At 71.9% G+C, this 23327-nt stretch carries 21 protein-coding genes; 12 read left to right on the plus strand and 9 right to left on the minus strand.

Going from position 1 to position 23327, the window contains the following annotated elements:
* Positions 1-4: 4 nt before the first annotated feature.
* Complete coding sequence (locus ABT025_RS25175; protein ID WP_350998672.1) at positions 5-1642, minus strand: AMP-binding protein; 1638 nt, start codon at positions 1640-1642, stop codon at positions 5-7.
* Between the two features lie 137 nt (positions 1643-1779).
* Here ABT025_RS25175 and ABT025_RS25180 point away from each other — a divergent pair, with 137 nt between their 5' ends.
* Together ABT025_RS25180 and ABT025_RS25185 are read left to right on the plus strand one after the other, a co-directional pair.
* Positions 1780-2907: an acyl-CoA dehydrogenase family protein gene (locus ABT025_RS25180; protein ID WP_350998675.1), complete on the plus strand. Its 1128-nt coding sequence runs from the start codon at positions 1780-1782 to the stop codon at positions 2905-2907.
* Positions 2904-3305, plus strand: a complete 402-nt coding sequence (locus ABT025_RS25185) for a RidA family protein (RefSeq protein ID WP_350998677.1) — start codon at positions 2904-2906, stop codon at positions 3303-3305. The genes ABT025_RS25180 and ABT025_RS25185 overlap by 4 nt, the downstream gene beginning before the upstream one ends.
* Before the next feature lie 79 nt (positions 3306-3384).
* Here the strand turns inward: ABT025_RS25185 and ABT025_RS25190 are convergent, their stop codons facing one another.
* Genes ABT025_RS25190 through ABT025_RS25210 form a run of 5 tightly spaced genes read right to left on the minus strand, consistent with a single transcriptional unit; the run spans position 3385 to position 8854 of the window.
* Positions 3385-4518, minus strand: a complete 1134-nt coding sequence (locus tag ABT025_RS25190; protein ID WP_350998679.1) for an FAD-dependent monooxygenase — start codon at positions 4516-4518, stop codon at positions 3385-3387.
* A gap of 48 nt (positions 4519-4566) precedes the next feature.
* On the minus strand, positions 4567-5136 hold the full coding sequence (locus ABT025_RS25195) for a GTP-binding protein (protein ID WP_350998681.1): 570 nt from the start codon (positions 5134-5136) through the stop codon (positions 4567-4569).
* A gap of 6 nt (positions 5137-5142) precedes the next feature.
* Positions 5143-5568: a DUF742 domain-containing protein gene (locus ABT025_RS25200; RefSeq protein ID WP_350998683.1), complete on the minus strand. Its 426-nt coding sequence runs from the start codon at positions 5566-5568 to the stop codon at positions 5143-5145.
* Entirely contained in the window at positions 5565-6002 is a 438-nt protein-coding gene (locus ABT025_RS25205) for a roadblock/LC7 domain-containing protein (RefSeq protein ID WP_350998686.1), read from the minus strand. The genes ABT025_RS25200 and ABT025_RS25205 overlap by 4 nt, the downstream gene beginning before the upstream one ends.
* Positions 5999-8854 carry a sensor histidine kinase gene (locus ABT025_RS25210; protein WP_350998689.1) on the minus strand — a complete coding sequence of 952 codons (2856 nt, stop codon included), beginning with the start codon at positions 8852-8854 and terminating at the stop codon, positions 5999-6001. Before ABT025_RS25210 ends, ABT025_RS25205 begins: the two co-directional genes overlap by 4 nt.
* A gap of 578 nt (positions 8855-9432) precedes the next feature.
* Between ABT025_RS25210 and ABT025_RS25215 the strand changes: the two genes are divergently transcribed.
* The 6 genes from ABT025_RS25215 to mnhG are packed head-to-tail and all read left to right on the plus strand — an operon-like array spanning position 9433 to position 15961.
* Positions 9433-12351, plus strand: a complete 2919-nt coding sequence (locus tag ABT025_RS25215) for a Na+/H+ antiporter subunit A (RefSeq protein ID WP_350998695.1) — start codon at positions 9433-9435, stop codon at positions 12349-12351.
* Positions 12348-12986 carry a Na(+)/H(+) antiporter subunit C gene (locus ABT025_RS25220; RefSeq protein ID WP_350998697.1) on the plus strand — a complete coding sequence of 213 codons (639 nt, stop codon included), beginning with the start codon at positions 12348-12350 and terminating at the stop codon, positions 12984-12986. Before ABT025_RS25215 ends, ABT025_RS25220 begins: the two co-directional genes overlap by 4 nt.
* Complete coding sequence (locus ABT025_RS25225) at positions 12983-14638, plus strand: Na+/H+ antiporter subunit D (protein ID WP_350998699.1); 1656 nt, start codon at positions 12983-12985, stop codon at positions 14636-14638. The genes ABT025_RS25220 and ABT025_RS25225 overlap by 4 nt, the downstream gene beginning before the upstream one ends.
* Positions 14635-15279, plus strand: coding sequence for a Na+/H+ antiporter subunit E (locus tag ABT025_RS25230; RefSeq protein WP_350998702.1), 645 nt, complete (start codon positions 14635-14637; stop codon positions 15277-15279). Before ABT025_RS25225 ends, ABT025_RS25230 begins: the two co-directional genes overlap by 4 nt.
* Positions 15276-15611: an MrpF/PhaF family protein gene (locus tag ABT025_RS25235; protein WP_350998705.1), complete on the plus strand. Its 336-nt coding sequence runs from the start codon at positions 15276-15278 to the stop codon at positions 15609-15611. Before ABT025_RS25230 ends, ABT025_RS25235 begins: the two co-directional genes overlap by 4 nt.
* Positions 15608-15961 carry a monovalent cation/H(+) antiporter subunit G gene (gene mnhG, locus ABT025_RS25240; protein WP_350998708.1) on the plus strand — a complete coding sequence of 118 codons (354 nt, stop codon included), beginning with the start codon at positions 15608-15610 and terminating at the stop codon, positions 15959-15961. Before ABT025_RS25235 ends, mnhG begins: the two co-directional genes overlap by 4 nt.
* 13 nt (positions 15962-15974) lie before the next feature.
* Here the strand turns inward: mnhG and ABT025_RS25245 are convergent, their stop codons facing one another.
* The 3 genes from ABT025_RS25245 to ABT025_RS25255 form a co-directional block, all read right to left on the minus strand.
* The gene (locus tag ABT025_RS25245) at positions 15975-16475 is read right to left on the minus strand and encodes a DUF6069 family protein (RefSeq protein WP_350998711.1); all 501 of its coding nucleotides are present in this window, start codon (positions 16473-16475) and stop codon (positions 15975-15977) included.
* 96 nt (positions 16476-16571) lie between these two features.
* Entirely contained in the window at positions 16572-18596 is a 2025-nt protein-coding gene (locus ABT025_RS25250; RefSeq protein ID WP_350998713.1) for a hypothetical protein, read from the minus strand.
* A 120-nt stretch (positions 18597-18716) separates the two neighbouring features.
* A complete protein-coding gene (locus tag ABT025_RS25255; protein ID WP_350998716.1) occupies positions 18717-19265 on the minus strand; it encodes a MarR family winged helix-turn-helix transcriptional regulator in 549 nt (182 codons plus the stop codon).
* Positions 19266-19311: 46 nt separating this feature from the next.
* Here ABT025_RS25255 and ABT025_RS25260 point away from each other — a divergent pair, with 46 nt between their 5' ends.
* From ABT025_RS25260 to ABT025_RS25275, 4 genes are all read left to right on the plus strand, one after another.
* Positions 19312-20625: a multidrug effflux MFS transporter gene (locus ABT025_RS25260; RefSeq protein WP_350998718.1), complete on the plus strand. Its 1314-nt coding sequence runs from the start codon at positions 19312-19314 to the stop codon at positions 20623-20625.
* 105 nt (positions 20626-20730) lie between these two features.
* The gene (locus ABT025_RS25265; protein WP_350998721.1) at positions 20731-21828 is read left to right on the plus strand and encodes a DmpA family aminopeptidase; all 1098 of its coding nucleotides are present in this window, start codon (positions 20731-20733) and stop codon (positions 21826-21828) included.
* 183 nt (positions 21829-22011) lie between these two features.
* On the plus strand, positions 22012-22665 hold the full coding sequence (locus ABT025_RS25270) for a Gfo/Idh/MocA family oxidoreductase (RefSeq protein WP_350998724.1): 654 nt from the start codon (positions 22012-22014) through the stop codon (positions 22663-22665).
* Positions 22666-22802: 137 nt separating this feature from the next.
* The gene (locus ABT025_RS25275) at positions 22803-23231 is read left to right on the plus strand and encodes a DUF6234 family protein (RefSeq protein WP_350998727.1); all 429 of its coding nucleotides are present in this window, start codon (positions 22803-22805) and stop codon (positions 23229-23231) included.
* Positions 23232-23327 lie beyond the last annotated feature (96 nt).

Here is a 23327-nt window from a genome sequence, read left to right on the forward strand (position 1 = left end):
GTGATCATTCTCGGCCCGGTGCGCCGGAGTCCGCACCGGGTTCGTCCGCGCGAAGCCGGAACCGTTGCAGTTTGCCGGTCGCGGTACGGGGCAGTGCGGGCAGGAACGTGATGAGGCGGGGGCATTTGTGCGGGGCCAGTTCGGCCCGCATGAAGGTGCGCAGCGCATCGGCCGACAGGGTGGAGCCCTCGCGCAGCACCACGTACGCCGCGACGATCCGGCCGCGCAGCTCGTCCGCACGGCCCACCACCGCGGCCTCCGCCACCTCGGGGTGGCGCAGCAGGGCGTCCTCGACCTCGGGTCCCGCGATGTTGTACCCGGAGGAGATGATCATGTCGTCGGCGCGGGCCACGTAGCGGAAGTAGCCGTCCGCGTCGCGCACATAGGTGTCGCCGGTGAGGTTCCAGCCGTGCCGTACGTACTCCCGCTGCCGCTCGTCGGCGAGGTAGCGGCAGCCGACCGGCCCGCGCACGGCGAGCAGGCCCGGCTCACCGTCCGGCACCGGTTCGCCGTCCCGGTCCACCACCCGGGCCTGCCAGCCGGGGACCGGGACGCCGGTGGTGCCGGGGCGGATCGCCTCGTCGGCGGCGGAGACGAAGATGTGCAGCAGCTCGGTGGCGCCGATGCCGTTGATGATCGGCAGACCCGTCCGCTCGAACCAGGAGTGCCAGGTCGCGACGGGCAGGTTCTCACCCGCGGAGACACAGCGGCGCAGCGCGGAGAGGTCGTGACCGTCGAGCTGGTCGAGCATCACCCGGTAGGCGGTCGGGGCGGTGAACAGCACCGAGACCCGGTGTGCGGCCAGGGCGGGCAGCAACTGCTTGGGGCCCGCCTGCTCCAGCAGCAGGGCCGAGGCGCCGGCCCGCAGCGGGAAGACGACCAGGCCGCCGAGCCCGAAGGTGAAGCCGAGCGGCGGACTGCCGGCGAACACGTCGTCGGGCACCGGCCGCAGGACGTGTCGCGAGAAGGTGTCCGCGACGGCGAGCACGTCGCGGTGCAGATGCATGCAGCCCTTGGGGCGCCCGGTGGTCCCCGAGGTGAACGCGATCAGTGCCACGTCGTCCGCCGCGGTGTCGACGGCCCGGTACGGCCCCGGCCGGCCGGCGGCCAGCCGCAGCAGGTCGTCGGGTGCGTCACCGCCGTACGTCGTGATCCGCAGCCCCGGTACCTCCGCCTTCACCAGGTCCTCGGCCGACCGGGCATCGCACAGCGCATGGCTGATCCGGGCGATCGAGCAGATCGTGGCGAGTTCGGCGGCCCGCTGTTGCGCCAGTACGGTGACGGCGATCGCGCCGGCCTTCAGCACCGCCAGCCAGCAGGCGGCGAGGCGAGGCGTGGTGGGGCCGCGCAGCAGCACGCGGTTGCCGGGCACCACTCCCAGGTCCGAGGTGAGGACATGGGCGATCCGGTCGACCAGATCCCGCAGCTCCCCGTAGCTCAGCACCCCGCCGTCGGGCGTACGGAAGGCGGGCCGGTCCGGTCCGAAGTGCTCGGCCGTACGGTCCAGGAGCTCGGCGGCGCAGTTGAGCCGGTCCGGATAGTGCAGCTCGGGCAGGTCGAAGACCAGTTCCGGCCACTGGTCGGCGGGCGGCAGATGTTCCCTGGCGAAGCTGTCGATGTGCGCTGAGGTGTTCGGGTCCATGAAGGATCGCCCCCTTGTCGCCCTTGGAGCGTATCGTTTGGGTGACGGTAGTCAACGGTCCGCGATAAAACCCGCGGCGTCCAGCAGGACGGCACACGCACGGCTTTGACGGGACTTTCGACAAGAGAGGCGCCGGTATGACGGCATTCTCGCTCGATCCGGCACGGACCGCCTGGTGCGAGGAGCTGCGCACCCTGGCCGATGAGCGGCTGCGCCCGCTCGTCGAGAAGGGCGAGCCGGGGCACGTCAACCGTCCCTTGGTCGCCGAGCTCGGCGAGCTCGGACTGCTGGACCGGCTGTTCGGCTCCGGCGCGCTCGACCTGTGCCTGCTGCGCGAGTCGCTCGCTCGCGGCTGCACGGAGGCCGAGACCGCCCTCGCCCTCCAGGGCCTCGGGGCGTACCCCGTGGTGCAGGCGGGCACCCCCGCCCAATGCGAGCGCTGGCTCCCCGAGGTCCGTTCGGGCCGCGCCGTCGCCGCCTTCGCGCTGAGTGAGCCGGGGGCCGGATCCGACGCGGCGGCCCTGGCCCTCGACGCCGTGCCCGCGCCCGACGGCTGGCGGCTGACCGGCGAGAAGTGCTGGATCTCCAACGCCCCGGAAGCGGACTTCTACACCGTCTTCGCCCGGACGACCGCGGGCGCCGGAGCGCGCGGCGTCACCGCGTTCCTGGTCCCCGCCGACCGTCCCGGGCTGACCGGCACCGCGCTGGACATGCTCTCCCCGCACCCGATCGGCGCCCTCCGCTTCGACGCGGTTCCGGTCACCCCCGACGACGTGCTCGGCGAACCGGACCGGGGCTTCCGGGTCGCCATGAACACCCTCAACCTCTTCCGGCCCAGCGTCGGCGCCTTCGCCGTCGGCATGGCCCGGGCCGCCCTCGACGCCACCGTGGAGCACACCGCCACACGCACCGCGTTCGGCGGCCCCCTGAGCGGCCTTCAGGCCGTCTCCCACCAGGTCGCGGAGATGGCCACCCGCACCGAGGCGGCCCGGCTGCTGGTGTACGCGGCCGCCGCCGCGTACGACGCGGGGGAACCCGGCGTCCCGCGACGGGCCGCCATGGCGAAGCTGTACGCCACCGAGACCGCGCAGTACGTCGTGGACACCGCCGTCCAACTGCACGGCGCCCGCGCCCTGCGCCGCGGCCATCTCCTCGAACACCTCTACCGCGAGGTCCGCGCCCCCCGCATCTACGAGGGCGCAAGCGAGGTCCAGCGCACCATCATCGCCAAGGAGCTGTACGCGAACCGGGAGCCGTCCGCATGAGCCCGATCCACCGGATCAACCCCGCCGAACTCTCACCGCCGGCAGGCTTCTCGCACGCGGTCACCGCCACCGGGAGCCAACTGGTGTTCCTGGCCGGGCAGACCGCCCTGGACCAGCGGGGCGCCATCACCGGAAGCACGCTGCCCGAACAGTTCGCCACCGCCCTCACCAACCTCCTCACCGCCCTGCGCGCGGCCGGCGGCTCCCCGGCCGACCTGGCCCGGGTCACGGTCTACGCCACCGACGTCGCCGACTACCGGGCGAACGCCGCCGAGCTGGGCCGCGTCTGGCGGCGGCTCGCGGGCCGCGACTACCCGGCGATGGCCGTCATCGGGGCAGCACGGCTCTGGGACGAACAGGCGCTCGTGGAGATCGACGGGGTGGCGGTCCTGCCCTGACCACACGAACGCCCCGTGCGGGCCCGGGAATCCGGGCCCGCACGGGGCGTTCGCGATCTTCGGCGCGCTCAGCGCATGATCAGTACGGCTGTACCAGCACGTGCGCCGCACCCGGGATGCCGACCTTCAGCAGCTCGTCCTCCTCGGGCGTCGTCTCCCCGCCCGTCTCCTGCTTGAGCACGGCACGCGACATGGCCTGCACCCACATGGCACGGGGGCGGCGGCGGGCCTCCCAGACGTCGAGCGCGGCGGCGACGTCCGCCTCGGCGTCCAGCGACTCGGCGAGCACCAGTGCGTCCTCCACGGCCATCGCCGCACCCTGCGCGATGTGCGGGGTGCTCGCGTGCGCGGCGTCACCGGCCAGGACCACCCGGCCGACGTGCCACGGCTCCTCGACGGTCACCTGGGAGATCCGCGAGTACACCACCGCTTCCGGTCCCGTGACCGCGGCGAGCGCCTCGGCGACCGGGCCGGAGAACATCGGCAGCCGCTCCTTGAGCTGCTCGTGAGCCTTCTCCGCGTCGGGCCGGAAGTCCTCGGACTCGGCGAACACCGCGCCCAGGTACATCAGTTCGTCCGTGATCGGGGTGAGCAGCGCCTTGGCGGCCTGGCCCGCGGTGCCCATCACGACGCCCCGCACGTGCTCCTGACGGGGCACGGTGACACGCCAGTTGGCGAAGCCGGTGTACTCGGGGACGTACCGGTCGCCGTACAGCCGGGTGCGCAGCGGCGAGCCGATGCCGTCGAAGCCGACGACCAGGTCCCAGCGCGCGGCCGAGCCGTCGGACAGGGTGACGTCCACGCCCTCGCCGTCGTCGGTGAGCTCCGAGACTGTCGCGCCGAAACGGATCGTCGCGCCGGCCGCCGTGGCCGCGGCGCCGAGCACCTGGGCGAGCGCGGGGCGCGGGATGCCGTTGTTGGACGGGGCGTCGCCCATGCGGGGCTGCGGGATCTCGGCCAGGGTGTTGCCGGCCGGGTCGGCGATGGTGAGGACCTCCCACTCGAAGCCCGCCTTGAGGCAGTCGTCGAGGACCCCGATCTCGCGCATGACGTGCAGGGCGTTGGACGGCTGGATGATGCCGACGCCGAGTGCGTCCAGCTCGTTGCGGAGTTCGGCGACCTCGACGGTGTGGCCGCGCCGGGCCAGGGCGGTGGCGAGCGTCAGCCCGCCGATGCCGCCACCGTGGATCAGGACGCGCAGGGGTGTTGCCATATCGGATCTCTCCAGTGCGGGAAAAGTGCGAAGTGTCGGGGAGGAGGGTCAGCCGGCCGCGACGGGCAGGCTCATCAGGTGGTCCACCAGGGCCAGCAGCACATCACGGCCGAAGGGCCGCTCGCGTACGTCGCCGAGCAGCAGGGGGACATGCGGATCGAGGTCGAGAGCAGCCCTGATCTCTTCCAGGGTGCGGGTGTTGTGGCCGTGGAAGCAGTTGATCGCCACCACGAACGGGATGTCCCGGCTCTCGAAGAAGTCGATCGAGGCGAAGCTGGTCTCCAGCCGCCGGGTGTCGGCGATCACGACGCCGCCGAGGGCCCCGTTGACCAGGTCGTTCCACATGAACCAGAAGCGCTCCTGGCCCGGCGTGCCGAACAGGTAGACGACGAGCTCCGGACTGACCGTGATCCGGCCGAAGTCCAGGGCCACGGTGGTCGTGTCCTTCTCCCCGACACCGGCCAGGTCGTCGACGCCGATGCTCGCCTTGGTCAGGAACTCCTCGGTGCGCAGGGGCGCGACCTCACTGACTGCACCCACGAGGGTGGTCTTGCCGACGCCGAAGCCGCCGGCGATCAGAATCTTTACGGCGGCGGGGGCCGCCTGACTGATGGTCATCTTGGCTCAGAGTCTCCCGAGTCCGTCGCGAAGGGTGGCCAGCATTCCCATGTCGGCGCCGCCGGCCGCCCGGGCCACCGAAAGGGGCGCACGGGCGAGCAGCAGGCCCTGGGCGACCAGGTCGGCCAGCAGGATCTTGGTCACCGTGACCGGGAGGTTGAGGTCCGCGGAGACCTCGGCGACAGCGGCGGGGCGCCGGCAGCGGTCCAGGATCATCCGGTGCTCCGGCTGGAGCCTGCCCGGATGGACCGCCGCGCCGCGTCCGTCACGCGGGTCGTCCGCGGTGGTCAGCACGGTGATGAGGGTGAAGTCGTCCCGGTCGGGAGCGGTCCGGCCACGGGTGATGGTGTACGGGCGCACCATGGTGCCCGCCCCGTCCTCCCCGTCCGCCCAGCCCGGTTCGTTCTCCTCGTCCTCCCAGTGCGGGGTCACGCGCGCGGCCCGTCCCCGCCGCCGAAGGCGTTGAAGTCGTTCCGCACGGGGGTGGTGAGCTTCTGGCCGACCTGCTGGACGAGGTTGTGCATGGCGAGCGACATGATCTCGGCATCCACCTCCTGGGATGCGACGACGGCCAGGTGTGTGCCCTGGGCGGCCGAGATGATGAAGAGCCACAGATCCGACAGCTCGACGATCACCTGGTGCACGCCGCCGCCGTTGAAGAGCTGGCCCACACCGCGGGCCAGGCTCTGCTGGCCGGTGCAGATGGCGGCCAGCCGTTCGGCGTCGGACCGCTCCACGGTGCGCGAGTGGCTCACCACCAGGCCGTCGTCGGAGAGCAGCACGGCGTTCAGGGTCTCGGCCACCGAGTCCACCAGACCGTCGAGCAGCCAGTCGAGGTCCTGGTGAGTGGCGGTTGTGCGTGTCATGGCCGTTCTTCTCTCGTGGGGAGGGGTGCGGGAGGGGCGGGCTGCGTCGGCGGCTCGTCGGTCGCGCGTGCGGCGCGGGACCGACGCTGGAAGGCTCCGATGGCGGCACCGGCGCGGCGCGGGGCCGGCCGGGGCACCGGGTTGGCGGACAGGCTCGGCGGCTGAGGTGCGGCAGGCCCGGAGGCCGGGTCGATCCGCAGTTCGTCCGCGAGGCTGGCCTGTCGTACCCGGCGCGGCAGCGGAGGTTCCGCGGCGGGTGCTGCCGGCAGGGCGGGCCGCCCCGGCCCGCCCTCCCGGCCGGTCGTTCCCGCCGCCGGGGGCGCCGGATGGTCGGGTTCGGACACCGGCAGCTGTCCGTGGTGCCCGGCGGACGGTTCCGGCTGCCGGGGCCCGGGGACCGGGAAGCCGGTCCGGTCGGGGACGCCCGCGTACGGTCCCTCGTACGGCTGGTGCGGAGTCATGTACGGCTCCTCGGGCGTCTGGTAGGGCTGGTGCGATACCGGGTACTGGCCCTCGGCCTTCATGTACGGCTGCTCGGCACCGGCGTACGGGGCGGACTCGCCGTACGGGGCGTCGTTCCGGCTGCCGTACCCGTTCGGGTCCGTGCCGCCGCCGTACGGGGACGTGGGCGCGGTGGGGCCGTACGTGTTCCCCGGCGCGCTGTCGGCGTAGGGGGTGTACGGAGTCACCAGGTCACCGAACGGGTCGTCGGAGGGGGCCGGCTGCGGCTGCTCCTCCCGGTCGGGGAGGGGCTCGTCCGCCACCGTGTAGGGCGTACCGGTGGTCTCGAACGGCGTGTTCGCGGCGTGCAGTGCCGTGACCCCGGCGAGAGCCTGACCGCGGCCCCGGCTGGGCAGCGCGTCGGCATCGCGGGTCGGGGCGGGTGCCGGGACCGGTTCGGCGCCGACGTCCTCGGGGGACGGGACCGCGACCGGACCGGAGTGCGGACCGGGGACGGTGAGCGCGTCGGGGACGAGAAGGACGACCCGGGTGCCGCCGAAGGCCGAGTGGCGGAACTCCACCCGCAGGCCGTGCTGGTCGGCGAGGCGCGCGATCACGTACAGACCCAGCCGGATGTCGTCGGAGTGCGCCAGCACGTCCATCCGGGGCGGCTTGCTCATCAGCTCGTTGGCCTCGGCGAGCTGATCCTCCTCCATGCCGAGCCCGCGGTCCTCGACCTCGATGGCCAGGCCCCGGCTGACCCGGGCCGCCCTGACCTCGACGGGACTGGGCGGCTTGGAGAAGGTGAGGGCGTTCTCGATCAGCTCCGCCAGCACGTGGGAGACCGGGCCGACAGCGCGCTCGGAGAGCCACGGGGCGCCGTCCGGATCCAGCACCACGCGCCGGTAGTCCTGCACTTCGCCCTGGGCGGAGCGCATGACGTCCAGCAGCGGTACGGGCTTGCGCCAGCGCCGGTGCGGGGAGCCGCCCGCGAGGATCACGAGGTTCTCCTCGTAGCGCCGGAGGCGGGCCGTGAGGTGGTCGAGGTCGAAGAGGCCGTCCAGCACCTCGGGGTCCTCGTGCTTGCGCTCCAGCTCGTCCAGCTTCTTCAGCTGCTGGCCGATCAACTGCTGGGTGCGGCGCGCGATGCGCTGCAGCAGCCGCTCGAAGCCGCGATGCTGGTCGGCCTGTTTGACGGCCGCCTGGAGAGCGCTGGTGCGTGCCAGGTCGAGCGCGTCACCGAGCTGGGTCAGCTCGTCGGTCCTACCGCCCTTGCCGTCGTTCCCGATGGCACGCGCCTCGGCCTCGACATCGATGCGTTCGCCCTTGGCGAGCCGCTCGACGACGTCGGGCAGCGTCTTCTCCAGCTCCTCGGCCCGCTCCTGCAGCCGGCCGATCCGGCGGCGCAGATTGCGGGTGAGGCGCCAGGTGATCCAGATGACCGCGACGACGGCGACAAGGCCGACGACCGAGGTCAGCACGACCCTGATCAGCAGGGAGATGGCGCTGTCGGTGCCGATCGTGATCACCAGGTCGGTGCGGTGCTCCATCAGCTTCACCAGCTGGGGCGTGACCTCGTCCATCGCGCCGCGCCAGGTCTTCTCCTCGGCGCCGAGGCTGACGAAGCCGGCGCTGTCCGGGTCGGCGGGCCGCAGCACCTCGTTCTCCACCTGGGTCTTGGTCTTCCAGGCAGAACTGGCCGAGATCTCCTCCCACATGGCCTTCTCGTCCGCCGGAAGGTACGGGACGACCTTGGTGGCGTACTGGAAGGACTGGCCGGAAACGGCCTGTCGGACCTGCTGGAGGTCCTCCGTGCTCAGCTTGCCCTTGGGCCAGCCACGGGCCAGCAGGGCGTCCGAGCGCGACATCATCTCCTTGGCCCAGAACAGGTCGACCAGCGGCTGGGAGATCGTGGTGGTCTGGCCGTTGTCCACGTGGCTGAGCGCGGTGAAGAGCTTCAGGTCGACGTCGATCAGGTCCGTGTAGTAGCGGTACACGGCCTTCTGCTGGTCGCTGTCCCCCTCGTCGACGAGTGAGCGCTGCGCCGGGAGTTGAGTGATCGCCGTACGGGCCTGGCTGACCGCGTCCAGGACCTCGTCGGGGGCGTCGTCGGCGGAGATGTCGGAGAGGGACTGGAAGCTGGTGATCGCTTCGTCGGTCAGCGTGCGCTGCTTGCGCAGCGCGTCGGTGGCACCTCCCTGACGGGCCAGAGCCTCGGCGCTCAGCCGCCGCTCCTCCTGCAGGTTGTAGTAGACGATGTTGGACGGTTGGCCGGCCCTCTGGGCCAATTGCCCCTGGGCTGCCTGTTTCTGGAAGTCGAGCAGAGTCTGACCACTGGTGACGGCCCAGAGGGCGGCCAGTGCGACACCGGGGACGATGGCCAGTACGAGCAGGGCCGTCCGCAGCGACATTGTGGTCGAGTCGCTCCGCCGTGACGCGCGCGTGCGCAGGGCATGCTCCTTGACGTGATGCCAGCCTCGCGACTGGCCAAATCCGTTGGAAACTTCGACACATAGATATTAGTCACACTGCAAAAATGGAAAGGAAGCGGGCTCACATGTGCAACACCGATCGCCCACAGAAACACCATCAACGCGCGAAGCTGTCCGGAAAGTGACGTCAGGGCTTCGACTCCGAGGGGCGGAAGCGTCGGTTCGGGGCGCCGTCGGAGCCGGTACGGAGTGATGGTGACAGGGCGTCACCGTCGGCCGTCGTGCGTGCGGCCGTACGTGTGCGTCCCGTCCGGGGGTGCCGACCGCAACTGATCCCAGCGGGCCGGAGTGGGCGCGGCGCGCCGTACGGGTGAAGCGGGGTCGGGGATATATCTGTACTTAGTGCCCATTGTCTGTTCTGTGCCTCCTCGCACCGCGCGACCCGGTGCCGTGACCCGTCGGGCTTCGACAACCCGCGCCGTACCGGCCGGTTCGACGCGGCCTGTCGGGCCCCGGACGCCCTCCCGGGACGGGCGCGGGGCACTCCGCGGGGCCGTATGACCGCGCTCGTCATCTGTCACTTCGTCCTCGCCGCGTGCGCGCGCCCGCTGGTGCGGCGGTTGGGCGCACGCGCCTTCGTGGTCCTCGCGCTGCCGCCGGCCGCCACCACCTGCTGGGCGCTCGCCCAGTGGGACACGACGGCCTCCGGTTCCTCGGTCACCTGGTCATGGACCTGGATCCCCGCCTACGACGTCTCCGTCGCCCTGCGCCTGGACGCCCTCGCCGAACTCATGGTGCTGCTCGCGGCAGGCGTCGGCACGCTCGTCCTGCTCTACTGCGCCTCCTACTTCACCGACGACACCCCGCAACTGGCCGGATTCGCCGGGAACCTGCTCGCCTTCGCCGGGGCCATGCTCGCCCTCGTCCTCACCGACGACCTGATCTCGCTCTACGTGTTCTGGGAGCTGACCACGGTCTTCTCCTACCTGCTCATCGGATACGACAGCGAGCAGCGGCACAGCCGCCGCTCCGCCCTCCAGGCGCTCACCGTCACCACGCTCGGCGGACTCGCCATGCTCGTCGGCTTCCTGATCATCGGACAGGCTGCGGGCACCTACCGCATCTCCACGATCCTCGCCGACCCGCCCGACGACGGCCTCGCCGTCTCGGTGGCCGTGGTGCTGATCCTGTGCGGGGCCCTGTCGAAATCGGCGATCTGGCCGTTCAGTCTCTGGCTCCCGAACGCCATGGCGGCGCCCACCCCCGTCAGCGCCTACCTGCACGCCGCGGCCATGGTCAAGGCCGGCGTCTACCTGGTCGCCCGGCTCGCCCCGGGCTTCGCCGACGTACCCGTCTGGCGGCCCGTCGTGATGATCCTCGGCGCCGCGACGATGCTGCTCGGCGGCTGGCGGGCCCTGCGGCTCCACGATCTGAAACTCGTCCTCGCCTACGGCACGGTCAGCCAGCTCGGCTTCCTCACCCTGCTCGCCGGCGTCGGCAACCGCGACGCGGCGCTGGCCGCCGCCGTCATGATCCTTGGTCACGCCCTGTTCAAGGCACCGCTGTTCCTCGTCACGGGCATCGTCGACCACGCGGCCGGCACCCGGGACCTGCGCAGACTCTCCGGTGTCGGACGGTCGCTGCCGCATGTCTGCGCCGTCGCCGTGACCGCCGCCGCCTCCATGGCCGCGCTGCCCCCGCTGCTCGGCTTCGCCGCGAAGGAGGCCGCTTTCGACGCGCTGCAGCACGGTGACACCGCGGACCGCTGGGCGCTGGGCATCACGGTCGTGGGGTCGATACTGACCGTCGCGTACACCGTCCGCTTCGTCTGGGGCGCCTTCTGGCGCAAGACGGGTGTGGCCGACACCCCCGTCCACCGGGTCGGCTGGGCCTTCCTGGCACCGCCCGCCCTGCTCGCGGCCTGCGGGCTGGTGCTGGGTCCGGGCGTCGGGTGGACCGACCGGCTGCTGAGCGCGTACGCGGACACCTTCCCCGCCTCCGCCCACCCCTACCACCTCGCCCTCTGGCACGGCTGGGGCACCGCCCTGCTGTTGTCGGCCGTCGCCACTGCGGGCGGCGCGGTGCTCTTCGCCGCGCGCGGCCCGGTCACCCGGCTCTCCCGGCGGATCGCCTGGCCGACCGCGGACATCGTCTTCGGCCATCTGCTGCTGGGCCTCGAACGGTTCTCCCTCCAGGTCACCGGTTTCGTCCAGCGCGGCTCCCTGTCCGTCTACCTCGCCACCACCCTGCTCGCGATGCTCGCCGGTCAGCTCGCCGTGCTCGGCGTCGACCGGCCCTGGCACGGCGCCGCGGCGCCACGCCTGTGGGACGTACCGCTGCAGGGCGCCGTCGCTGCGCTGACCTGTGCGGCGGCGCTGTTCTGCCTGACCGTCAGGCGCCGCATGAAGGCAGTGGTGCTGGCCGGACTCACCGGATACGGGACCGCGCTGCTCTTCGTCGTCCAGGGTGCACCGGATCTGGCGCTCACCCAGTTCTGCGTGGAGACGGTGTCGATGATCGTGTTCGTGCTGGTGCTGCGGCGGATGCCCGTGCACTTCCAGGAGTCGATGAGCACCTGGCGGCGGGCCGTCCGTATCCCGGTGGCGCTGGCCGCGGCCGCCACCCTGAGCGTGGTGGTGTGGGTCGCGGCGGCCGCCCGTACCGCGGAGCCGGCGGGCGCCGCCATGGTCGAGGAGACCGCCCACCACGGCCTCAAGGACGTGGTGGCCACGATCCTGGTGGACCTGCGGGCCTGGGACACGATGGGGGAGTCGGCCGTCCTGGCCGCCGCGGCGATCGGTGTGACGAGCCTGATCTACCTGCACCGCCGCGCCGAGGGCGCGGCAGCGCCGCCGGAGGTCCAGGGACACACCGCCTGGTCGGTCACCACCACCCCGCTGACGGGACTGCCGCAGGGAGACGAAGGGGCGCCGGAGCGCGACTGGCTGGCGGCCGGTGCCACGCTCGCGCCCGAGCACCGCTCCATCGTCTTCGAGGTGGTGGCCCGCCTGCTGTTCCACCCGATCCTGGTGCTCTCGGTGTATCTGCTGTTCTGCGCCGAGAACATGCCGGGCGGCGGTTTCGTCGCCGGGCTGGTCGCCGGGGTCGCGCTGATCACCCGCTACCTGGCGGGCGGCCGCTTCGAACTCGCCGAGGCCGCGCCCTTGCAGCCCGGGCTCTTCACCGGCCTCGGCCTTTTCCTGTCCACCGGAGTCGCGCTGCTCGGTCTCGCCGACGGCACGGTCCTGCACGCCTGGACCCACCACGGACACCTCCCGCTGATCGGCGACTACCACTTCGGCACGCCGGTGATCTTCGACTGCGGGGTCTATCTGCTGGTCCTGGGCGTGGTGCTGGACATCGTGCGGGCGCTCGGCGCCAAGATCGACCGGCAGATCGAGCGGGCGGCGGCCGAACAGGCGGCAGCCGGGCCGGCGGCAGGACCCGCTCCCGGGACGGGAGGCGCCACCCCGTGACCGTCAGCGCCTCGCTCCTCGCCACCGCCGCGGTCCTGTGCGCGGTCGGCGGAATCCTCATGCTCACCCGGCCCCTCACCCGGATCCTGCTGGGTGCGGTCATCGCGGGCAACGGCATCAACCTGCTCGTCCTCTCCGCCACCGGATCGGCCGGCCGCGAACCCCTGCTCTACGGCGTCGACCTGGGCCGCGTCACCGACCCGCTGCCCCAGGCCATCGCTCTCACCGCCATCGTCATCACGCTGGCCACCACCGCGTTCCTTCTCGCCATGGCCTACCGCAGCCACCAGCTGACCGGCACGGACGAGGTGCACGACGACGACGAGGACCGGCGCATCGTGCTGCGCGCCGAGGTACTGGGGGAGCGCGACGAACTGCGCGAGCAGTACCGGGCCGAGTCCGACCGCACGGCCGAGGCCCGCCGCCGCTACCGCGAGGAGCGCCGCCGACTGCGGGCCAGGCTGCGCGCCGACCGCGCTCTCCAGGCCCGCGGCCGGGACGCGAGCGGGGACCTGTGGCACGACGTCCTGGGCGCGGACCCGGAGGACTACGCGGCGAAGCAGCCCGCCGAAGGCCCTGACGGGCCCGAGCCGCCCGGCACCCCCGACGACGCGAACCGAGGAGACAACGGGTGAACGCACTCGTCCCGCTGCCGGTGCTGCTGCCGCTCTGCGCCACCGGCCTGAGCCTCGCCTTCGGTACCCGGCTCAAACAGTTCCAGCGCTTCATCAGCGTCGCGGTGCTCACCGCCGTACTGGGCCTCTCGGTCGCCCTGATGATCGGCGCCGACAGGGACGGCCCGCTCACCGTGCACCTCGGCGACTTCGCCCCGCCGCTCGGCATCACGCTCGTCGCGGACCGGCTCTCCGGACTGATGCTGACCGTCTCCTCGGCCGTCACCCTCTGCGTCCTCGTCTACTCCCTGGGCCAGGGCATGGCCGACCGGGACGAGGAGACACCGGTCGCGGTCTTCCACCCCGCCTACCTGATCCTGGTCGCCGGGGTCTCCTGCACCTTCCTCGCCGGTGACCTGGTCAACCTGTACGTCGGCTTCGAGATCATGCTGGTCGCGAGCTTCGTCCTGCTCACGCTCGGCGGCACCGGGCCCCGGATCCGGGCGGGCTCCACGTACGTGATCATCTCCCTGTTCTCCTCGATGCTCTTCCTCACCGCCATCGCCATGACGTACGCGGCCACCGGTACCGCCAACTTCGCCCAGCTGGCCGGCCGCCTCGCCGAACTCCCGCTGGGTGTCCAGACCCTGATCCAGGCGATGCTGCTGACCGTCTTCGCCATCAAGGCCGCCGTCTTCCCCCTCGCGGCCTGGCTCCCCGACTCCTACCCGACCGCACCGGCTCCCGTCACCGCGGTCTTCGCCGGACTGCTCACCAAGGTCGGCGTCTACTGCATGCTGCGCACCGAGACCCTGCTGTTCCCCGGCAACCGGCTCGGCGACCTGCTGATGGCCGCGGCTCTCGCCTCGATGGTCGTCGGCATCCTGGGCGCCGTCGCCCAGACCGACTTGAAGAGGCTGCTCTCCTTCACCCTCATCAGCCACATCGGTTACATGGTCTTCGGGATCGGCCTCGCCACCCGGGAGGCGTACGGCGGCGCGATCGTCTACGTCGTCCACCACATCACCGTCCAGACCACGCTGTTCCTGGTGGCCGGACTGATCGAACGGCGGGGCGGCACCACCGAACTCACCCGGCTCGGCGGCATCGCCAAGGCCGCACCGCTGCTGGCCGTCCTCTTCTTCGTACCCGCGATGAACCTGGCCGGCATTCCCCCGCTCTCCGGCTTCATCGGCAAGCTCGGACTCATGCGGGCCGGTGTCGCCGACGGCAGCGTCTGGGCGTGGATCCTCGTCATCGGGTCCACGGTGACCAGCCTGCTCACCCTGTACGTGATGGCCAAGGTCTGGAACCTCGCGTTCTGGCGGGCCGCGCCTCCCGGCCAGGCCGCGGACGGCACGGTCCTGGAGTCGGACGACGACAGCGGCGACGACGACAGCGACGAGGGCCCCGACCGGATGCCCGGCACCGGCGACGAAGGGGTACGGCCCCGCCACGAGCCGGCCGGCCGCGCCGTCGCGGCCACCCTCCACGGCCACGCCGTCAGGACCACGACCAAGCTGCCGCATCTGATGACCTGGGCCACCGCGGCCACGATCGCGCTCGGCCTCGCCTTCACCGTGTTCGCCGGACCGCTGACCTCGTACACCGACCGCTCGGCGGCCGAACTCATCGCGCGCGTCCCCTACATCGAGGCGGTGCTCGGCCGGTGAAACGCCTGATCACGTTCTCCTACCGGAACAAGAACCTGCCGCCCTTCAGCTGTGAGTTCGGCGGCCGCCGGCCGCGTGTGCTCGATCTTCCGCTGATCGCCTGGCTCACCGTCATCTGGGTACTGCTCTGGTCCAGCCTGAACTGGGCCAACGTACTGACCGGTGCCGCGGTCGCGGTGGTCGTCTGTCTGGCCTTTCCCCTGCCACAGGTGGATCTGGGGCTGCGACTGCACCCCTGGGGCATCCTGCGGCTGGCCGCCTATCTGCTCTACGACATGTACACCTCCGGCGTGAAGGTCACCCGGCAGATCTTCGGGAACTACCCGCACCGGGCCGCGGTCATCGCCGTACCGCTGCGCTGCCGCTCGGACCTGATGCTCACCGCGACGGCGGTCGCCGTGTCGAACGTGCCGGGGGGATCGGTCGTCGAGGTGCGCCGCGCCACCGCCACCGTCTTCGTGCACGTCCTCGACGCGGACCGGCCCGCCGAGCTGGTCGCGGCCCGGCGTTCCGTCTGGCGCATGGAGGAGCTGACCGTCCGGGCCTTCGGCACCCGTGACGAGATCGACCGCGTCGCCGGACCGCCCCCGTCGCCGCCGCACCCCGGCGAGCGGCCGGGAGACCAGGAGGAGGGCGCATGAGTGTGCCGGAGACCGTCGACCGGGTGCTGCTGACCGCGGCCGTCGTCCTGATCGTCCTCGCCGGAGCGGGTCTGCTGTTCCGTATCTGGCGCGGCCCCTCGATGCTGGACCGGGCGATCTCGCTGGATGTCTGCGCGGCGCTCATCATCGCCGGGCTCGGCGCCAAGTCCGCCTTCGCCCGGGACCCGTTCTACTTCCCGATCATGCTGGTGCTGGCCTTCCTCGGCTTCACCGGATCGGTCGGCATCGCGCGCTTCATCGCGGTACGCGACCGGCCGCCGGGCCGCCCGCGCACCGACGGCGACCCGCGGACCGGAAAGGAGGCACCGTGAGCCTCTGGCTCCAGATCGTCGACACGGCGGGCGCGGTCCTGCTGCTGATCGGCGCGGCAGTCTGCCTGCTCGGTGTGATCGGCATGCTGCGGCTGCCCGACGTCCTGTCCCGCAGCCACGCCGCGACCAAGCCGCAGTCACTCGGCATGCTGCTCGTGCTGGCCGGGGTCGCGCTGCGGCTGCGCAGCGGCATGGACCTCGCGACGCTGGCGCTGATCGGCTTCTTCCAGCTGATGACCGGCCCGGTGGCCGCGCACCTGGTCGCGCGCTCCGCGTACCGCACCGGCCAGATCGACCACGGCGAGCTGCTCTTCGACGAACTGGACGAGCAGCTCACCGAGGAGAACTGACCCCGAGCGCCCTTCAGTACTCCTGGCGCATCGCGCTGCGGCCGGCGGCGGACAGCAGGGAACCGATCGCGATGCCGATGACGAGGTACAGCGCGGCCGAGCCGATCTTGGCGTCCAGCGCGGCGGAGGTGGTGAAGGGCAGCAGCACCATCACGGCGGTGGCGAGGGTGACGATCCAGACGAAGAAGGTCCCCGGCTGCGGTGTCGCCAGCATCAGTACGTGCAGGAGGCCGGTGGCCACCAGGGCGGCGAGGGCCGCCCCCATGGCCAGTACCCCCGTCGACGCGTCGCCCATCGCCCCGTCACCCTCCGGCGCGAACACGGGAATGCCCAGCACCCCGCGGATCAGCAGCAGTCCGACGACGGCGGTGAGCGCGGCCACGACGGCGGTCATGGCACCGCCCGCCCAGAGCCGTCCGGCGTCGACGCGGGGGGCCTGGGGCCGGGGCCGGTGCTGGGGCGGTACGTATCCGGTCTGCTGCGTCTGCCACTCGTAACCGTCCTGTGGGTCCATGACGGACCTCTCCCCTCGCTCGGCCGAATCCCGATCGTCGAACGGCCGCCGGGGAACGGCGACCGGGCGCGGGCCGTACGGGTGACGCCCCGTCGGCTACCCGTCCGTCTGCCGGTCGTCGGCCCCGGCCGTCAGGAGCGCCTCCACCGTGCCTTCCCGGAGCGGGTGCGGGGACCGGGCGCCCAGGCGTGCGTACAGGCGGTGCCAGGCGGCCTCGTCCTCCGCCGGCAGGTGCTCGCGCACCAGCCCCGCCACCCTGCTCACCGCCTCGGCCACGGCCGCGGGCGCGTCCGGCCGGTGCCTCGCGTCGCCGAGGTACCGCAGGACGCAGGGGGCCTGTCCGGCGACGGTGATCAGGTCGTCGGACGTGACCGGCCCCTGCTCCAGCATCCGGTCCAGCTGGTCGACGGCTCCGTCGGGGGTGCTTCCGTAGCCGATGCCGGTCCGCAGGATCCCGCGGGCGACCATCGGATCGCCGCTCCGGCACACGGTTCCGTGCGGCACACTGCGGGCTGCCGGCCGGGCATGCCGGGCCAGCACCTCCGGGGGCGTCGAGGGGCGGTTCACGACCTGTGGCCAGTGCTCGAAGGGCTCACGGACATGCTCCGCCTCCAGGTACGGCCAGTCGATCTCCCAGCTGTCGAAGAGCCCCATCAGCTGCGCCGTGTCCGTGGCGCCCGAGCTCAGGCTCACCCGGCGCAGCCGGGCGGCCAGCTTCGGCGTGGTGAACTCCCGCCGGGCCCGCGCACGGAGTGCGGCGCCGGGATCGGGGGCCGTCAGCGCCTTGGCGCACATACGGGCCACGGCGGGCGCGACCAGGCCGGTGGCCAGGAGCGCCGTCAGCCGGGTCGGCCCGCCCGCGCGCAGGAGCGCCAGAGCGCCCGTCAGGTGTTCCTGGGCCTTGAACTTCTTCCGGTGGGGCCCGCCGAACGCCGCCTCGACCAGCTCCGGTTCACGCGCCTGGAGGCACTCGTGGTGGACGAGGGAGGAGATCTCCGACACCCGCGGGGCGAGGTCCACCGCGGGGTCGGTGAGTGCCTTCCGGCGCTGATCCGGAGTGACCCGGGCCCATGTGTTCACCACCATCAGATGAATGTCCTGATCACCCAGGGCCAGCAGGGGCACGGCGGTCCGTCCGTCCAGATCCACGCCGCCGGCCAGGACGAGCAGCGCGTCGCGGTCGCCGACGGCCATGAGATGGCTCAGCACGGCCGGGGGAGTGCCGTGCCGCAGGGCGACCACGTACCGGGCGAGCAGCACGCCCGTTTCGGCGGGAAGGGCGGGCATGACGAGCCCGAGGACGGTGCTGTCGGCCCGGCGCAGCACCTCACCGGCCGGCCACCACCACGTCGCGTCGAAGAGTTCGTCCGCAGCCGTCCGCCGCACGCTGCGGCGCGAGTACATCCATTGGTCCTCCAGGTCGCGGGTGGGCAGCAGGACGGCTGGATCGGGCTCGGTGGACGCGGCCAGTCCGACCAGCTGCGGCCAGGTGATGTCCGGCCGGTCAGAGGTGCTGCGGCACGTCAGCTCCACCGCCGTCAGAAGCCCGAGCCAGGCCTGCTGATCGGTGCCCAGCGCTCCGGTCAGCAAGGTCCGCAGCGCGCGCTCGAAGGCATGACGGACGCGGCTCGGCTGCCACCTCACCCGGACCGGCATCGACAGGCGGGCCGGCAGCACCTCCAGGATGTCCGCGGCCGTGACCACGCCGCCCAGGTAGTACGGGGAGAGCCAGGTGGCGGTGTCCTTGGCGCTCCTGCGGCCGGGCAGGCCCCGCGCCGCCCGGTCCGTCTCGGTCCGCAGCCGCTCCAGGACCTCCGCACGACCGGGCACGGGCGCCGGGCGGGGGCCGTGCGGGTCGCCCTCGGGGAACCCGCAGTCCGCCCAGGCCCCCGTCAGCCAGTCCGGGCAGCCCGTCGCCGGCGGCCAGAAGGTGCTGTGCGTGGCGCCGAGGAACCGGACGACCTCCGGATCGCGGGGTGCCGGCGGCAGGACCCCGCTCCCGTCCGCCGCCAGCCGCCGCAGCAGGTCGATCGCGGCGACGGCGGCGCGCTCGGCCGGACCGAACGGGGCCCGGTGGACGCCCCGGCTCCGGTCGGTGCGCCCCGCTTCGGATGCCGGCACCCGCGTCGCGCCGTCAGTTTCCGCGTCTGCTTCTGCCGCCCCTGTGGTTGTCACGGGAAGAGTTCAGCACACGGCTCCGACAACGATGCGCGGGGCGAGGGCCGTCGGCGCCGTGCCCGGTCAAGCCGACTGACCGCCCCGGATGTTGGAGAGGCCGAGGCCCAGAACCCGGCCGTGCCGGTGGGCCAGTCCGTCCTCCATCACCTCGACGAGGAGGGCGAGGGCGTCCACCACCTTCTTCCGGTCCTCGCCGAGACCGGCCAGCAGCTCGGCCTCGGTGGTGAGCTGGCGCGGGAAGATCTGGTCGATGGCCTGCCTGCCCGACTCCGTGATCGTCACGAGTGCGGCCCGGCGGTCGGCGGGGTTCGGCGTGCGTTCGATGTGGCCGCGCTTCTCCAGCTTGGCCAGCGTCTTGCTGACCCCGGCGCGCGACATCCCCATGTTGTCGGCCAGCCGGCGGGCGATGGACGGCTCGGTCGCGTAGCGCAGGGGGATGAGCAGGTCGGCCTCGGGGGCGGTGAGCGGAGCGCCCTCGTAGACCGGTTCCAGAGCGCGGTCGAAGAGCGCGGACACCTGCTTGACGAGGGCTACGACATCCATGGCGGAGGCGTCGAGCCCAGGATTGTGACGGACCCAGTCGTCGCGGACACCATCGGGATGGGATTGCACCAGCACTCCTTTGTTAACCAGTGAACCATCGGTTATCTTTATATCCATGCTAACTCCTTCCCCCGCCTCCGACGAGGCGGTGTCCCAGGCTGCCCGGACCCCGTCCGGCCCGCAGCCGTCCGCCCCGGCCGTGTCCCCCAAGCGGGTGGGCGCCCTCATCGCGGTACTGGGCGCGCTCACCGCCGTGGCCCCCCTGGCCACCGACATGTACGTGCCCGGATTCCCCTCGATGGGGGCCACGCTGCACGCGAGCAGCTCGGCCGTACAGCTCACGCTGACGGCCTTCCTGGTCGGCATGGTGGTGGGCCAGCTGCTGATCGGCCCGCTGAGCGACGGCTGGGGCCGCCGCAAGCTCCTGCTCGCCGGGTCGGCGGGCTTCGTCCTCTTCTCCCTGCTGTGCGCCGTCGCACCGAACGTGGAACTGCTCACCGCCGCCCGTTTCCTCCAGGGCTTCGCAGGCGCGGCCGGCATGGTGCTCGCCCGCGCGGTGATCACCGACTGCTTCCGCGGAGCGGACGTACCCCGCTACTTCGCGCTGCTCTCGCAGATCCTCGGCATCGCACCGATCGCCGCGCCCGTCGTCGGCGGCGCGGTCCTGTCGCTGTCGACCTGGCGTGCCGTCTTCGTCGTCCTCGCCGTCCTCGGCGCACTGCTGATGTTCGCCGTACTGAAGAACGTCCCCGAGACGCTGCCGCCCGAGCGCCGGCACAGCGGCGGCCTCGGCGGCACCTTCCGCACCATGGGCACCCTGCTCAAGCACCGTGCCTTCATGGGGTACGTACTCGTGCTCAGCTTCACCTCGGCGGCCCTGTTCGCCTACATCAGCGGTTCGAGCTTCGTCTTCCAGAACGTGCACGGCGTATCACCCACCGCCTACTCGCTGATCTTCGCGTCGAACGCCGTGGGCATGCTGATCGCCGGAGTCACCTTCGCACGGCTCTCCGCGCGGGTCCGGCTGAACACGCTCCTGATCGCCGGGCTCGGCGTCTCCGGTCTGGGAGCCGTGGCCCTGCTCGTCCTTCCGCTGGTGACGGGGGAGAACCTGGCCGTCAGCTGGATCTGCCTCTTCGTCGCCATCTCCGGCATCGCGATCATCTTCCCCTCGACCATGAGCATCGGCCAGAGCCTGGGCCGCAGCGCACCGGGCGCGGCCTCGGCGCTCATCGGCGGACTCCAGTTCCTGTTCGGCGCCGTGGCCTCACCGCTCGTCGGCCTCTTCGGAGAGGACAGTGCGACTCCCATGGCCGCCATCATTCTCATCGCCCTCGCCCTGGCGGGCGTCTTCCTGGTTCTGCTCGCCCGGCCGTGGATGAGTCACGGCGAGGTCACCCACGAGCCGGCCGTGAGCGGGAAGGCCTGACGGGCGACGCAACCGGTACACGCTGTTCCTCCCCGCGGAAGTTCACGTAGCCTCTGCCCGCAACGGGACGACGGCACGCGGGAGGAACCAGTGGACGACAACCGGATGAGGGCACGTGAGCTGGGAGTCCCCCTGACCGGCGATCCGGGGCCGTGGAACGCGATCACGGACGTTCCCGGCGTCGAGGTGGGCTATGTGACCCTCTGCGAGGGTGACGACGTACGCACCGGAGTCACCGCTCTCCTCCCGCGGGGCAGGAACGGCGTGGGCACTCCCTGCTCGGCCGGCTGGCACTCGTTCAACGGCAACGGCGAGATGACCGGCACCGCCTGGATCGAGGAGAGCGGTTCGCTCGCCGTTCCGGTGGTCATCACCAACACGTACGCGGTCGGCCCCGTGCACCGCGGCGTCGTCGAGTGGGTGCGCGCCAACCGCCGCGACATGGCGCCCGAATGGCTGCTGCCGGTGGTCACCGAGACCTGGGACGGTCACCTCAACGACATCCACGGCGCGGCCGTGGAGCCCTGCCACGCGGCGGACGCCATCGAGGCGGCGTCGTCCGGTCCGGTCGAGGAGGGGTGCGTGGGCGGCGGTATGGGCATGCGCTGCTACGGCTTCAAGGGCGGCTCGGGCACCTCTTCGCGGGTGGTTGAGTACGGCGAGGACCGGTACACCGTGGGCGCCTTCGTGCAGGCAAACTTCGGCGCGCGGCGCGAACTGGTGGTGGCCGGCGTCCCGGTGGGCCGCGAACTGCCCGACGGGCCCGAGCCGGCACTCGACGGCGAGCGCCAGGTCCCACCCGGAGCGGGCTCGGTGATCGTGGTGGTGGCCACGGACGCACCCCTGCTGCCGGGTCAGTGCAAGGCGCTGGCCCGGCGGGCGACCCTCGGCCTCGCCCGCACCGGCACCACCGGGAGCCACTTCTCCGGCGACATCTTCCTCGCCTTCTCCACGGCCAACGAGGGGGCACTGACCAGTACGTTCCCCGAGGACGACGGCAGTGCTCCGTACGAGTCGATGAGCTTCGTGCCGTGGGGCCGGATGGACCCCTTCTACGGCGCGGTCGTCGAGTCGGTGGAGGAGGCGGTCCTCAACGTGCTCACCGGCGCGCACTCGATGACCGGCCGGGCCGGCCACCACGTTCCGGCCCTGCCGCTCGACCGGGTGTCCGAACTGCTCGCGGCACGGGGCGTGGTGGCGTAGCGGCCCCCGGGCGGACGCGGTCTACCGGGCGGCAGGCTTCGGCGCCGGGCGTTCCAGGGGCGTCCGCCGGATACGGCGATGACCCAGGTTCCGCCCTGCTTGGCCAGGTTCACCGTCCGGTGCTCGGTGTACGGAGTCCCCACCGCGAGGCCGCCCTTCCTGAGGTACGCGGGGTCGCCCGCGGTGAACTCGAAGACGGTGTACATCTCGGCCGGCAGCCTCTTCCACTTCCGCCCCGAGAACAAGCCGGAGGGCGCCGGCGACCGCTGCGTAACCTGCCCCGTCGAACGCACCTGCACGTACTCGGCCCCGCGCATCTACGAACGCTTCCTCGGCGACCCGGTCTTCGAACAGTGGCCGCTCGGTGTGCTCACCGACGACGTGACGGGCGCCGGGCTCACGAAGGCGCTGGAGGACTACGGCGAGTGCGTCTACAACGGCCGCAACGACGTCGTGGACCACCAGGTGGTGAACCTCCGGTACGAGGGCGGCGCCACCGCCTCCTTCACCATGACGGCCTTCACCGGTCTCGACTTCCGTAAGACGCGGGTGTTCGGCACCCACGGCTCGCTCGACGGCGACGGCCGTACGCTCACGCTCCACGACTTCCTCACCGACACCCGGGAGGTCTTCGACTTCGACCCCGAGGGCGGGGCGTCGGCGGCGGACGGCCACGGCGGCGCGGACGACGAGCTCATCCGGGCGTTCCTCGCGGCGATCACCGACGACGACCGCGAGCTGGTGAACACGGGCCCGGACGAGGCTCTGCGCTCACACCTGGTGGTCTGGGCCGCGGAACGCGCCCGGCACAGCGGTCTGGTGGTCCGCATGGCCTGACCGCTGTGGCGTCGCGACGGCCCGGTGCGTCGCCGGGCAAGCGTGATTGACGGTGCATCAGATCGGCCATGGGTGTCACCTGGTAAATGAGTGTGCGTACTCAGGTGCGTAAGCGATCGGCTCGGCAGGATGTGGGCATGACTCATGTCGTTCCCGAGCGATCGGCTCGGCGCAGATGGCCCTGGTCACGCAGGACGTCTCTTGCCTCGGACCTCGCCTCCGGCATCGGTCTGCTCGTTGTCGAGGTCCTTGTCTTCGGGTGGACGATGTTCGGCTACGGGCTGGAGGAGTGGGCGGCCCAGGGGGCGCAGGAGCAGATGGACGAGGCGATGCTGGCAGGCATCGCGTTCATGGAGCACTTCCTCATCGGCCTGTTCGTCCTCCTCGCGATCGCGGTGGCGGCCCGTGCGTGGTGGACGGCGGTCCTGCATCTCCTGGCCGCCGGTGCCGTCGCCGTGCTGCTCGTGTCGGCGCAGTACGACTACGACCGCTCCCACCCGGACCCCGCGCCGGCCCCGAGCGCCGGGTACTCGCCCTGCTACAGCGGCAGCGGACGGTGCGACTGACCTGCCCGGCCGCGCACGTCGGGGCCGCCCCGGGTGACGATCTCCGGGGCGTGGGGGGGGGGGTGGTGGGTCTAAGCCCCCCCCCCCGGGGAGCGG

It is taken from the genome of Streptomyces sp. NPDC002809 (assembly GCF_040295435.1).
GTDB lineage: Bacteria > Actinomycetota > Actinomycetes > Streptomycetales > Streptomycetaceae > Streptomyces.